General features: G+C 61.5%; 12 protein-coding genes. 10 read left to right on the plus strand and 2 right to left on the minus strand.

The features are described from left to right. The 6 genes from X738_RS86680 to X738_RS72620 all read left to right on the plus strand — a co-directional run. The coding region (locus X738_RS86680; protein ID WP_210163895.1) for a hypothetical protein at positions 1-248 on the plus strand (248 nt) is incomplete at its 5' end. 123 nt (positions 249-371) lie between these two features. Continuing rightward, positions 372-851 (plus strand): DUF6878 family protein, encoded by a 480-nt coding sequence (locus tag X738_RS0143420; RefSeq protein ID WP_023802419.1) that lies wholly within the window; start codon positions 372-374, stop codon positions 849-851. Further along, positions 844-1,488 (plus strand): hypothetical protein, encoded by a 645-nt coding sequence (locus tag X738_RS72605; protein WP_023802420.1) that lies wholly within the window; start codon positions 844-846, stop codon positions 1,486-1,488. The genes X738_RS0143420 and X738_RS72605 overlap by 8 nt, the downstream gene beginning before the upstream one ends. Positions 1,489-1,572: 84 nt before the next feature. Continuing rightward, the gene (locus X738_RS72610) at positions 1,573-5,928 is read left to right on the plus strand and encodes a strawberry notch-like NTP hydrolase domain-containing protein (protein WP_023802421.1); all 4,356 of its coding nucleotides are present in this window, start codon (positions 1,573-1,575) and stop codon (positions 5,926-5,928) included. Beyond that, a complete protein-coding gene (locus X738_RS72615) occupies positions 5,925-6,953 on the plus strand; it encodes a DUF7146 domain-containing protein (RefSeq protein WP_031256304.1) in 1,029 nt (342 codons plus the stop codon). The genes X738_RS72610 and X738_RS72615 overlap by 4 nt, the downstream gene beginning before the upstream one ends. A 286-nt stretch (positions 6,954-7,239) precedes the next feature. Further along, positions 7,240-8,157: a DUF2493 domain-containing protein gene (locus X738_RS72620; RefSeq protein WP_031256306.1), complete on the plus strand. Its 918-nt coding sequence runs from the start codon at positions 7,240-7,242 to the stop codon at positions 8,155-8,157. 41 nt (positions 8,158-8,198) lie between these two features. Here X738_RS72620 and X738_RS86360 read toward each other — a convergent pair whose 3' ends face one another. Next, positions 8,199-8,663 (minus strand): hypothetical protein, encoded by a 465-nt coding sequence (locus X738_RS86360; RefSeq protein ID WP_023802424.1) that lies wholly within the window; start codon positions 8,661-8,663, stop codon positions 8,199-8,201. A 939-nt stretch (positions 8,664-9,602) separates the two neighbouring features. Between X738_RS86360 and X738_RS72630 the strand changes: the two genes are divergently transcribed. The 4 genes from X738_RS72630 (at position 9,603) to X738_RS72645 (ending at position 12,053) form a co-directional block, all read left to right on the plus strand. Beyond that, positions 9,603-9,929: a DUF736 domain-containing protein gene (locus X738_RS72630; protein ID WP_023802426.1), complete on the plus strand. Its 327-nt coding sequence runs from the start codon at positions 9,603-9,605 to the stop codon at positions 9,927-9,929. Positions 9,930-10,089: 160 nt separating this feature from the next. Next, on the plus strand, positions 10,090-10,374 hold the full coding sequence (locus X738_RS72635; RefSeq protein WP_156942693.1) for a hypothetical protein: 285 nt from the start codon (positions 10,090-10,092) through the stop codon (positions 10,372-10,374). A gap of 119 nt (positions 10,375-10,493) precedes the next feature. Further along, positions 10,494-11,474: a Fic/DOC family protein gene (locus tag X738_RS72640; protein WP_031256311.1), complete on the plus strand. Its 981-nt coding sequence runs from the start codon at positions 10,494-10,496 to the stop codon at positions 11,472-11,474. 318 nt (positions 11,475-11,792) lie between these two features. Then, a complete protein-coding gene (locus X738_RS72645) occupies positions 11,793-12,053 on the plus strand; it encodes a hypothetical protein (RefSeq protein ID WP_023802430.1) in 261 nt (86 codons plus the stop codon). Between the two features lie 51 nt (positions 12,054-12,104). On the opposite strand, the gene X738_RS81170 is transcribed toward X738_RS72645, so the two are convergent. Next, positions 12,105-12,770 carry a hypothetical protein gene (locus X738_RS81170; RefSeq protein WP_023802431.1) on the minus strand — a complete coding sequence of 222 codons (666 nt, stop codon included), beginning with the start codon at positions 12,768-12,770 and terminating at the stop codon, positions 12,105-12,107. Positions 12,771-12,788 lie beyond the last annotated feature (18 nt).

A 12,788-nucleotide genomic window follows, 5' to 3' on the forward strand; every position in this document is an offset into this window, starting at 1 on the left:
ATTATGAGGCCGGACACGCGACGGAACTCGACCGCATTGCTCATCGCCAAAGTGAAAGAAATCACTTGCATTCCCGGGGGCGTCCACACACGGCCCGAAGCTGCGAAAAGGGCCAACTCTGCGAGCCCACTAAACTTTACCTTGGCCCGCCTTCTGTCGGAGCGATCACGCAGGCGGCCATCATGGTCGCTTCGCTTGAAGCCACCTATTCCAGACCAGGCGTTACGCCCGACGAAACGGGCGCCTGACGGCGCCCTCCTCCCCACGCGATATCGAGAGCAAGAGGCAGGCCGGAAAGAGGTCGGACCGGCGCGGTCGAAAAGAGAGCGCCCGCCGGTTCCCCTTCATCCCGCTCTCCGGAGGCCTGCCCCATGTCAGCGATAGCCCTGCTACCGCGCGCGCCGGCGCGTGACGCCGCGTTGGACGAAGCGCTTGCCAGATACGATGCAAATTTGGCCGCGTATCGTGTCCTCTCCGCCAAGATGCGTTCCCCAAACCGCGCCGCGCTATTCGAAGCGCTCGCCGCAGCGCGCATCTCTCTCATTATCGTCGCCGTCGACCCAGACGACGATGACGGCCGCATCGAGCAATTAGCGCTCATTTCCGACGATCGATCAACGCGGCTCCCCCAGGGACCCATCACCCTCTCAATTCCGCAATGGGGATTGCCGGACCCTATCCCCCTCGAGCTGTCAATCCCTCATGCGATCGAGCGCATGGCCTATGACTGCCTGGAGCAGGCTTACGGCACTTGCGAGGTCGATCCCTCCAGCCCGGACAAACTCGTTTTCAACGTTGCGGCCCGTTCGATCGTGCTCGTGCCCCGCCATGGAGGAAAAGCCAATGCCTGATGTCATCGAGACCACAGTGTATCGCCTCGACGAACTGTCCGACGCGGCCAAGGAAATCGCGCGCGCCTGGTACAGGGAGAACGGCTTCGATTATGACTGGTTCGAATTCGTCTATGATGATTTCGAGACCATCTGCGCCATCCTCGGCATTCGCCTCAAGACCCGTCCCGTTCAACTGATGAGCGGACAATCGCGATCGGATCCCCGTATCTGGTTCTCTGGCTTCTGGAGCCAGGGCGACGGCGCCTGTTTCGAGGCGTACTACGCCTATGCCAAGGACTGCGTCCACAAAATCCGCGCTCACGCGCCGCTCGACGAAAGACTGCACCGCATCGCCGACACCCTGCAACGCGTGCAGCGTCGAAATTTCTATCAGCTCAAAGCGGAAACTGTGCATCGTGGCCACTATTACCACGAATATTGCATGTCCGTTTCGGTCGAGCGCGACAGCCCGACCTATCAGGACGTCGCCGGCGATGCAGAGGATGTGATTATCGAAGCGTTGCGGGACCTGGCGCGCTGGCTCTACCGCCAGCTCGAGCAGGAATACGACAACATCTCGTCTGATGAAGCCGTGGACGAGACCATCATCGCCAACGGCTACACCTTCACTGCGACAGGCCGACGCTTCGGCTGAGAGTTAGAGGCAGGCCGGGAAGGGCAAGCCTTCCCGCGGCCAAAGAGAGCCGCCGGGAGCTTTCCCTGAAACCCGGAGGCCTTCATGAACGTCCCCTTCAGCCATATCGGCTCCATTCCCCTCAACGCTCAGCTCGCTGCCGCCCCGCTCCTCGCGGCGGCGCGCGCCCTTCTTCCCTTTCTCGAAACCGGCAAGGCCATCACGACGGACATGCTGCGCAATGCCGTCGAATCCGCCTATGGCGACACAGACGCCAATGGTGCATGGGTCTGGAAGGACGCCTACGAAGCGCTCGAATGCGCGCAGATCCTCTTCATGCTCAAATACGGCTCGCGCATTCGCCGTCAGGCAGCCGATCCGGCCGCCGAACTGGCGATGGTTGAGCGGATCTCCGCGCTTGTTCCCACTCAAACCCGCCGTTCCGAGGAATCGCAGCGCCTGCAGCAATTCTCGACGCCGCTGCCCCTTGCCTTCGTCGCTGCCCATGCCGCCGGTCTCTCGGCCGATGATCTCGTCCTCGAGCCGTCCGCCGGCACGGGCACGCTCGCCTGCTTCGCACGCATCGCAGGCTCCGATCTTGCTCTCAACGAACTTGCTGACGATCGCGCGCAGCTCCTCGGCGACATTTTCGAGGCAGATGTCACCCGTCACGACGCCGCCACCATCCATGACCGGCTCGATGCCTCGCTTTCCCCCACAATCGTGCTGATGAACCCGCCGTTTTCGGCCGCGCCGAACGTCGAAGGCCGATTCCGTGCCGCGACCATGCAGCACGTCCGCTCCGCGCTCGCTCGCCTTTCCGTTGGCGGGCGCCTTGTCATGATCTCAGGTTCGAACTTCGCCCCTGGCTCCAGCCAATGGGGTGATTTCTTCCGGTCGATCGAGGACCGCGCCACCATTCACTTCAGCTCTGCGATCTCAGGCCGGGTCTACGCCAGTCACGGCACCACCTTCGAAACCCGTCTCACCGTGATCGACAAGGGGGCCAACTCCGGAGCGGCTGCCGCGCTGCATACGCAGCCAGCCGTTTCGTGCGCTGAGCTGCTGACGCGCGTCGCCAACGGCGTTCCCGCCCGCAGCCTCGCCATCACCCCATCCGCTGTATCGCTCCGGACGACAAAGCCGGCTGTGACCATCATGGCCTTGCGCGACAAGGCACGCGCCCAGGCCCGTGCGGCGGCAGCAGAAGCAGCTCGACACCCTCTCGACAAGGCCGAAGTCGGAGACGTCGTCTATGAGCCTCGCGCCGACAGTTCCGACACACCGACGCAGCCGGCCGGCCTCTACGAGCCCTATCGCGTTCAGGCTATAAATATTGTCGGCGCCGTCGCACATCCGACCGCTCTCGTTCAATCGGCCGCAATGGCGTCGATTGCGCCTCCTCTCCCCTATTATCGGCCGACCTTGCCGAAATCCCTCATTGCAACCGGGGCTCTTTCCGATGCCCAGATCGAGAGCGTGGTCTATGCCGGCGAGGCGCACAGCGCGCACCTGTCGGGCACCTACACAGTCAATGACACATATGACCAGCTGAAGGCCGCGCCCGAAGACGCCGACAACGCCTTCAGGGTCCGCCGTGGCTGGTATCTCGGGGACGGAACCGGGTGCGGCAAGGGTCGCCAGGTCGCCGGCGTGATCATGGACAACTTTCTCAAGGGTCGCCGGCGTGCCGTGTGGATCTCCAAATCCGACAAGCTGATCGAGGATGCCGTCCGCGACTGGACCGCTATTGGCGGCGCTGCATCCGACATCGTGCCGCTCGCCCGCTTTCGCCAGGGCGCGCCCATCAAGCTCGAGCAGGGCATTCTCTTTGTCACCTACGCCACAATGCGGACTGCCGAACGTCAGGACGGCGACGGCAACTTGAAGGCAAGCCGCCTCCAGCAGCTGATCGACTGGCTTGGCCAGGATTTCGACGGCGTGATCGCATTCGATGAAGCCCATGCAATGGCCAATGCCGCCGGCGACAAGGGCGAACGCGGCGAAAAGAAACCCTCCGAGCAGGGCCTTGCCGGCCTTCGCCTACAGAACGCCGTCCCCGACGCTCGCGTCGTTTACGTCTCAGCCACCGGAGCGACAACCGTTTCCAACCTGGCCTATGCCAGCCGCCTCGGCCTTTGGGCCACTGGCGACTTTCCCTTCGCATCCCGTGCCGATTTCGTCGGCGCCATGGAATCTGGCGGTATCGCCGCCATGGAGGTGATCTCGCGCGATCTCAAGGCCCTTGGCCTCTACATCGCCCGCTCAATCTCCTTCGAAGGCGTCGAATATGAAATGCTCGTCCACGAGCTCACGGATGCGCAGCGTGCGATCTATGACGACTATGCCGGTGTATTCCAGGTCATCCACCAGAATCTGGAACAGGCGCTTCTTGCCTCCGGCATCACATCGGATGAAGGCACCCTTAACAGGCAGGCGAAATCAGCGGCTCGCAGCGCCTTCGAAAGCAACAAGCAGCGCTTCTTCAATCATCTTATCACGGCCATGAAGTGCCCGTCACTGATCAAGGCTATCGAAGAGGACCTTGCCTCCGGTCACTCGGCTGTGATCCAGATCGTCTCGACAAGCGAAGCCCTGCTCGATCGTCGGCTTGCAGAAATCCCGGCCTCGGAATGGAACGATTTGTCGCTCGACATCACGCCCCGCGAGTATGTCATCGACTACCTCGCCCATTCCTTCCCGACGCAGCTTTTCGAGCCTTACACTGACGAGGACGGAAATCTCCGCTCAAAGCCTGCTCTCGATGCAGACGGCAACCCCATCCAGTGCCGCGAAGCTCTCGAACGACGCGACCGCCTGATTGAACATCTTTGCGCTCTCCCCCCAGTACACGGCGCGCTCGACCAGGTTCTCTGGCATTTCGGAAAAGACCGCGTCGCCGAGGTAACCGGCCGCACGCGCCGCATCGTCCGGACATCTGATGGTCGTCTCGCCGTCGAACGCCGCCCAGGGTCCGCAAATCTCAGCGAGGCGCGGGTCTTCATGGATGATGCCAAGCGTATCCTCGTCTTCTCCGACGCCGGCGGTACCGGCCGCTCCTATCATGCGGACCTCACCGTAAAAAATCAGCGGTTGCGCGTACACTACCTTCTCGAACCCGGCTGGCGCGCTGACAACGCCATCCAGGGCCTCGGGCGCACTCACCGGACCAATCAGGCGCAACCGCCGCTCTTCCGGCCCTGCGCCACCAACGTCAAGGGTGAGAAGCGCTTCCTTTCCACCATTGCCCGTCGGCTCGATACCCTCGGTGCGATCACCAAGGGTCAGCGCCAGACTGGGGGGCAAGGCATGTTCCGGCCCGAAGACAATCTGGAAAGCCCCTATGCGCGCGCAGCGCTGCGGCAGTTCTTCTCCAATCTCGTTCGCGGCAAGGTCGATGCCTGCTCATTGACCTACTTCATCGACATGACCGCCCTGAACATCGTCGATTCTGCAGGTTGCCTGCTCGACGAGTTGCCGCCGATCTCGCAATTCCTCAATCGTTGCCTCGCGCTCACGATCGACATGCAGAATGCCATCTTTGAGACATTCGAAATGCTGCTCGACAAGATCATCGATGACGCGCTGCGCGCTGGCACTCTCGATGTCGGCCTCGAAACACTCACCGCGGAGCGCTTCGATGTCATCGAACGCCGAGTCATCCATCAGCATGTGGCCAGCGGCGCGACCACACTGGCGCTGAGCATCAACGAGACGACCCGGAACAAGCCGTTCTTGCTCGACACGGTTCGTCAGATCGCCGCTTCGGATCGTTCGGCCAGTTTGCTGGTCAATGCGAAGTCCGGTCGCGCCGCATTGATGCAATCGGCCCCGAGCGTCATGGATGAAGATGGAACGCCAATCCGTCGCGTGCAGCTCACTCGGCCCATGCATCGCGAAAAGCTTTTCGAGGCGGAACTAGAGCTTTCACACTGGAATCCGGCGACCGACGCCGAATTCGAGCACGCCTGGTCGGACGAGGTGTCGCAGATACCTCAGTTTTCGACGCGTCGCCTCACGCTGATCTCCGGCCTTCTGTTGCCAATCTGGAACAGGATTCCCGACGAAAACTGCCGTGTCTATCGCCTCGAAACCAATGAAGGCGAACGCATCCTCGGCCGACTGGTGACGACGGACCAGCTTTCATCGGTCTACCGCTCACTTGGCATCGACGCCACCGTGGATATGACGCCGGCCGAAATGCTCGAAGCCGTCATGGAACGCGGTGCTACGGTCGATATTTCCGGCGGTCTCACCCTGAAACGCTCCCGCGTCATGGGTGAGCTTCGCCTTGAAATCACCGGCCATTCCGCTTCGGCGCTGCCCGCGCTCAAGGCTCTCGGTTGCTTCACTGAGATCATTTCATGGTCAACCCGGCTGTTCATACCCGCCAACAATCCGGGCGTGCTCGACAGACTGCTTGAGCGCTACCGGATGGTCGACCATTCGGAGGTAGCATGATGAACAATGCCTCCGAAATCTCACGCGCCCTCGCCGAGCACGCCGAAGAATTCTGCCGGTCCTGGCTCCCTGCCGGTCGAAAGATCGGCAATTACTGGATCGTCGGCAACAAGCATGGCGATCCCGGGCAAAGCCTTGCCGTGCGACTGAATCAATCGGCCGGCCGCCGCCCCGGCCTTTGGACGGACCACGCCACCGGCGAGTATGGCGATCTTCTCGATATCATCGGGGAGCAACTGCCCTTGCCTACATGGGGAGCCGTCTTTTGCGAAGCCCGGCGCTTTCTCGGACGGCCCGATATCGGTTCAGTGCAGCGCGCCGTTGCGCACAACGGCAACACATCGGACTCGGATCGTTCCCTCGCAGCACGCAAGCTGTTTGCCATCGGGCGCCCGGTGCAAGACACGCTTGCGGAGCGTTATTTGCGCTACCGTGGTATCGCCCGCTTCGGACCGGCACTGCGGTATCATCACGCCGTCTACTTCCGCGACGAAACCGGACAAAGCCGTCAGCTTCCTGCCCTGCTTGCCGCGATCACCGACAATGCAGGCCTGGTCACTGGTTGCTCTCGAACATGGCTGGACCCATTGCAGCCGCGCCTCGCATCGATCGCAGCGCCCAAGCGCGTGATCGGCAACCTTGCAGGCCATGCCGTGCGGTTTCAGCACGGCTCCGGGTCCGTCGATCTCATTGCCGGCGAAGGCATGGAGACGGTGCTTTCCATAGGCACGGCCTTTCCACTCCTTCCCCTCGCTTCCTGCCTGACGGCAACGCATCTCGGCCAGTTCATGCCACCAGCGCACATCAAACGTCTCTGGATCGCCCGCGATAATGATAACGCCGGCGTGCAGGCCGCGCAGCTGCTTCGTCAGCGTTCCGAAGATCTCGGGATCGCTGTTTTCGACCTATTGCCGGTGCGCAACGACTTCAACGACGATCTTCGCGAAGACGGTCTCATCGCACTTCGAGCCCGGCTGCAAGCCGCCTTCGACAATGCCCGTATCCTCGATCTGGCGAAGGTCTGAAAGGAAACAGGCGCGGCGGGAACCGGCCCGGTAAAGCAGTGGGCCGCACGGCCTGGATGAGTTCGCGACATAACCCTCCGGGTCGGGCGCAGAGGCGCCCTCGACCGCCCCGCAACGCCGCCACCTGCAAAAAATTCCCCGCCGGGCAAGCCCGGCTCCTCGCGCAACAATTTTTTGCGTGACGGCGTCCTTCGCTGCGCTGCGGCCCTTCGGGTGCGCGGCGGTCTCCTGAGGGTTGATATCGCCTCATCCCAGGCCGAGCTGGCCACAACAAAAGGACCGAACCATGTCGCAGCACCTTGCTCCCACGTCCAGCCCAACCGCCGCCCTCCTCGACGAACTCGCGCTCTACGGCGTCCGCCCCCACTCCGACGAACCCGACTTCCGTCCCCTCCCCGATGCAGACGCCGTTGAAGGAGGCGTCGCGACCATGGTCGACGCGATCCAGTCGATCTTCTCCGGAACCCGCCTCGAGGACGAAGCCGAAGAAGTGCTCTGGTCCGTCGTCAACCTCTTTCATCGCCGCCTCTCCCACACGCAGAAGCGCCTTGACGACAACGAAGGCCGTCAACGCACCGCGCTTGCCGAACAGGACGGCTCCGAGGTGAAGAGCGTCGAACTGGAAAGGCTGGTCGCGGAAGGCTTCTCGCTCACCGAATGCCGCAACGCCTTCGAGGCGATGCGCGATGTCGCCGCCGAACACTACCGCGTTGAAACCGGTTCCGCTTGGCTGCCTCGCACTGGTTCCAAGGTCTCGCACCGCGCCCTGACCGCCACCGTCATCGATAGCCGCAACTTCATTTCCGCCAAGCGCCGTTCCGAGATCGAAACCCATTGCCCGGCCGGAACGCGCATTGCCTTCACTGGCGGCGACTATCAGGACTATGACGCCATCTGGCAGGTGCTCGACCAGACCCGCGAAAAGTACCCGGACATGATCCTGCTGCACGGCGGCACACCGTCCGGCGCTGAACTCATCGCCGCCAAATGGGCCGACGCCCGTAGCGTCACTCAGGTGGCCTTCAAGCCCGATTGGAAGGCGAATCGCAAGGCTGCCCCCTTCAAGCGCAACGATGCCCTGCTCGACACGATGCCGATCGGCGTCATCGCCTGCCCGGGCACTGGCATCACCGAGAACCTGGTCGACAAGGCTCGCGCCCTCGGTATCCCGGTTAAGCGCATCGGCAACAGGAAGGCGTCGTGATCGACGCCCTCCTACAATCGCCGGGGCTATCAATGCCCCGGCTAAGCCACAGCCAAGCCGTCGATCTCCTGGCCGATGGCCATATCGCCCTCCGGCTCCTCTTTGTCATCGGCGTCTTCATCGGGCGGTGGAGGTTCAAGGTCAAGAACGCATTCCGCACACATCAGCCGGACATTGGGCTTCGCCCACGCATTCAGACCGCATGACGGACAGGTATAGCATGTCTTGCTCGCCGCCTTCTTGCGACGCGCCGCCTGCTTTTTCGCGTCGTCCCACAACTCGACATAGAGCGCGTCGAAGCCTTCCTTCTCCAGCTTGGCAAAAACGGTCCGGAAAGGTCCTCCCTGTGCAATGTAGTGCGTGACACGCTGCCAGGTCTTTTTGCCGCCAGGCTCTCCGGTCGATGACGGAGCGAGCCCCACGGAATGCATTTTCTCCGCCCATTCGCGGTTGTGATAGCCGCCGCGCGACGGCTTGCCGAAATGGTGCTGCCACAGATGCACCATCTCATGCGCGAGTCGAAAGGCTCTGTTCTGTCGTGCGAACGCTGAACTGCGAGGGGTTCAGCGCGATTCAGTCGGTCACGAGCGCGCCGTCCTTCGAGCCGAAACGACCGCCGGCGAAATAGCCGTAGGCCTTTTTCACCCGCGGCATGGTTATGAGGCACGACGGCACGTCCCCGAAATTCCGCATTGAACACCGCATAGGCATGCTCGAGCCCGTTATAGGTTTTCTTCGTCGGATTGATCTTCATCATGAGGCCAAATTGTTTCGTACGATACAATTCGGGCGTTTGAGGTCCCAGCAAGCCCCGCGCTTTCGGCCATATGGTTCAAGCGGACTCCAGTCGCAAGGATCCCAGATCGGGGAGACATCGCCATGCTTCAGGCCATGGCCGTCGCAACGATGCTGGCGAGGCTGATTCACGGGAAACACGGAATGAGCAGGATTCTGCGAACCGGCGCAGGGGCGGAAGGCAGACACAGTCGCGCAGATCGATCGCCAGCGAAATGCGACCCCCTTTGAACCGTGACCTGTGCCCGGACAGCATGGTGCTTCGGCCACACACCGGCCGCTAGCTGAGATCGGCGAAAGCCGGGCCCGTCCTACGGCCCTTCCGTTGAGAGGCAAACACGAGGAGCGGAGACAACGTTCTCCGTGTCTAATCCGAATTCATCCCCAGTGACGCCCCTTATTCGAACCGCCGCCGTCGGCCGGGTCAACCCACGCCTGACCCTAAAGGGCAAGCCAGCGGGGGGTTCCCCATAATCGCTGCGCGATCACGGCGCGCAGGCGCGCCGCCCTTCGGGTGGGTGATCCCCCTCCCCCGCTGGCACAGGCATGGGTCAAGCTCCGGGATAAATCCCGTCGTGACCAGTCCGCCGTCTGGCGCTTTGTCATGGGGCGTTCACGGGAATGATCCCGATCAGCTAAGGAGAACCGCAATGTCCGCCACCATCGCTCGCCTCACCGCCAACGAAAAAGGCTTCACCGGCACCCTCGCCACCCTCGCGATCCGCTGCCCGATTTCGATCGTCGAAAACGCCAAGCGCAGCGACGAAAGCCAGGAACCCGACTACCGCGTGGTCGCATCCCGCAACGGCTTCGAACTCGGCGCAGCCTGGGTCCGCACCTCGCAGCGCACCGGAGCCGAATACATCTCCGTCTCGCTTCGCGCCCCCGAGTTCGGCACCCTCTACGCCAACATCGCACCGGCCCCCGGTGGCAAGGAAGGCGAATACGTCATGATCTGGAACCCGCCGGCGAACTAATCGGCCCGCTCTGTAAAAACCCCCGCCCGCAAGGGCGGGGGTTTCTGCGTCGGTGCCCCTCAAACAACCGAAAGGAGTGCTCGCAATGCCCGTCAACAGGCTGCAAAACGTTGAAAATCATGGCAGAAATGTCTATATTGAGCGCCGAAAGAGAGGCGCCATGCTCGACAATGTTCCCGACATCATCACCACGCGCGAACAAGCCGACGCGGTGATCAATGCCTTCTTCCAGACCGGCGACCTCGACGTGTTTTCGCGTCATCGTCAGGCAATGCTCGATGACGACGATCGCGGCAGCCTCGCCATCATGCGCGGCTCTGGCAACGAACTCGGCCCGTTCGAGGAATTCCTCTCCGCGCTCGAGGAGCACGGCGTCCTGACCTTGGACGACGCCTTCGCCGTCGGCGATCGCTACCTCGCCTACAAACGCTCAAAAGCGGCCTGATCGGCCGCTTTTTCTTTCACGACCAGAATTTCGAGGACGATCCCCACGGCAATATTGACCGCGGGACGTGAAGCGATTCAGATCGCATCTGATTGTTCTAGTTCGATTATTCGGTGACCATGTCCTCTCAAGACCCCTATTGCTATCCCGGCACATCGGTACTGATCAACAAATTCGGCGCGCGCGATCAGGATTCGCTTGATCTGCGTGAGCAGATCACCACGAAGAAAGCTCTCCGCGATCTTGCGAGGAACCCGGTGAAGGGCAATTTCGATACCGAACACCTCATGGAAATTCATCGCCGAATCTTCGCTGATGTCTATCCCTGGGCCGGCCAACAGCGCATTTACAACATGTCAAAGCCAGAAGCGGTACTCGGCGGCCATTCGGTCTCCTATGGTGATCACAAGGACATGAAGCAGCTGCTCGATCGCGATACAAAGGATCTCGGCAGGTTCCGCTGGGACGACAACAACAAGGCTCAATCCGCGGCTCACTTTACCAAGCTGATCAGCAACGTCTGGCAGGCTCACGCCTTTCGAGAAGGCAATACCCGCACGATCGGCGTATTCATGCACCAGTTCGCCAAGGAGCGCGGTTTCGAGCTCGACCGCGAAACGATGTGGCCGGCTGCAAGCGAAACGCGTGATTTCTTGGCCAAGGCGACCGTTGGCGATGGCAAGGACTTCGCGAAACGTCTGCTGCAGGCTCACCAGATCAACAAAGATCGCAATCACCCCGCACTCGGCCGTATCACCAGCATGACCGCGCAGGCGCTCCGGATGCTGGGCAAGCCGGAAATCCAGTTCCCCAAGCAAGGCGACGAAATCAAGGGGCAAGTCCTGACCGTCAGCTACAACACCGCGCTTGTCGCCAATGCTCGCGGTATTCACGCCGTTGACGCGAAAAACTTTCCGAAGACGCCGCAATCCAATGATCGCGTGAACGTGTGGATCGAACATGCGATCCCCGCCAAAAGCAAATCAGACTGTGGCAAAAATCCTAGCGATGACAAAACGCAACGCGTTCAGGAGGACGCACCTGCCAAGACTTTCAAACTCGCTCCTCCGAAATCTTCCGACCGCGACCGCTCGCGCTGATCGATATAGATAAGCCCGGTATTGACGGGGCTACCGGTCATTGCGGCTTGTTGTCGTTGTCGGCCGTCAAAACGATCATAGCTTCATTCACGTCCGCTACAGCAACAGGTCGACGGAGATCGGCCTGGCGGCCAATGGCGATTTGCCGATTGATGTAGCGGCAGGCCACCTCGGGCTACGAAGCCCGCGTTTCCCCGGCATCTCCAAAGTGGCTGTTCGCAATCCTAACGCTGCGCACGATACCCTTGGCCCGTCCAAGCGCAACCCTTCGGGTTCTCCTCTCCGCCGCGCTTCGTTCCGACCGCTGCGCGGTGCTGCTTGGCCGTTCCATCGGTCTTCGAGCTACGCGATTGCGCACAACCACTTTGGAGGATCTACCTCATAAAAACGCTCGTAAGCTTCTGCCAGAAAACCGGTCGCCGTCTTCGCCGCTACATCAATCGGCAAATCGCCAAACTGTCCCGTAAGGGCCAGCTGAAGATTTCCGCCGCACTGTCGCTTCCGTTCATCGCCAAGCTGGAGATCAGCTACCAGCTGGGGTTTGATCGCAAGGCCGACAACGACAACAAGCCGCAATGACCGGCGATGCCTCGCCCTGCACAGGGCGAGGCTTCTTCCTTTCCACCCGCATCAACTGGCTGATCGCTCGCTATGACCGGCCTGCCGGCCGGATATGCACACGCCCGCTTGTCGCGGGCGTGCTTCCCCTCTCTCCATGATGTTCCAGTGTACTTCCCTCTCCTTGCGCCTCAAGGATGAGCGGTTCCCCCGATTTTCCGCCGCCTGCCCTCGCCTCGGCTCGGGCCGCTTCGCGAAGGCGCCAGAAAATCGGCTCCCTCGCTCCCCGCACAGCGGGAACCGCAGATACATTCGCAGGGAGCCGCACATCTGCTGGGCGCCGACGCGCGACACGGATTTCAGCTTCTCAAGCATCACCCGGTTGATCAGCGCCGCATCGTAGCCTGCGGGATCGTTGCCGAGTTGCTGCCGCAGTCGGGTGACTGCCCGGACATGGTCAAGGATAGTGCTTTCTCCGATGCCACGGTGCCGACGCAGCCAACCACGAAAGTCCCGCAGATCATCGGCTCCGGCGGCATTCTTGGATGCCACGCTCGAGAGCACGCCATTCGTGATGAGGAAGCGCACGAAGCGCTCGATCCGGAACTGGTAGTCGCGATTGCGTTCCGCTTTGTGCACGAACGTGCCGGGACAGATGCACTCGTGCGTGGCGAACCGCCGAAGGACCGTTTCGTCGATGGCGGCGAGCGGTATTCGATGCTGATGAAGCCAGATCACGAAGTGGCGGCAGCCATA

Origin of the sequence: Mesorhizobium sp. L48C026A00 (genome assembly GCF_000502375.1) — a bacterium.
In the GTDB taxonomy this organism is placed as follows: domain Bacteria; phylum Pseudomonadota; class Alphaproteobacteria; order Rhizobiales; family Rhizobiaceae; genus Mesorhizobium; species Mesorhizobium muleiense.

Coding starts and splice junctions, on each gene's coding strand:
- X738_RS0143420 (WP_023802419.1), top strand. CDS start 372: ATGTCAGCGATAGCCCTGCTACCGCGCGCGCCGGCGCGTGACGCCGCG.
- X738_RS72605 (WP_023802420.1), top strand. CDS start 844: ATGCCTGATGTCATCGAGACCACAGTGTATCGCCTCGACGAACTGTCC.
- X738_RS72610 (WP_023802421.1), top strand. CDS start 1,573: ATGAACGTCCCCTTCAGCCATATCGGCTCCATTCCCCTCAACGCTCAG.
- X738_RS72615 (WP_031256304.1), top strand. CDS start 5,925: ATGATGAACAATGCCTCCGAAATCTCACGCGCCCTCGCCGAGCACGCC.
- X738_RS72620 (WP_031256306.1), top strand. CDS start 7,240: ATGTCGCAGCACCTTGCTCCCACGTCCAGCCCAACCGCCGCCCTCCTC.
- X738_RS86360 (WP_023802424.1), bottom strand. CDS start 8,663: ATGGTGCATCTGTGGCAGCACCATTTCGGCAAGCCGTCGCGCGGCGGC.
- X738_RS72630 (WP_023802426.1), top strand. CDS start 9,603: ATGTCCGCCACCATCGCTCGCCTCACCGCCAACGAAAAAGGCTTCACC.
- X738_RS72635 (WP_156942693.1), top strand. CDS start 10,090: ATGCTCGACAATGTTCCCGACATCATCACCACGCGCGAACAAGCCGAC.
- X738_RS72640 (WP_031256311.1), top strand. CDS start 10,494: ATGTCCTCTCAAGACCCCTATTGCTATCCCGGCACATCGGTACTGATC.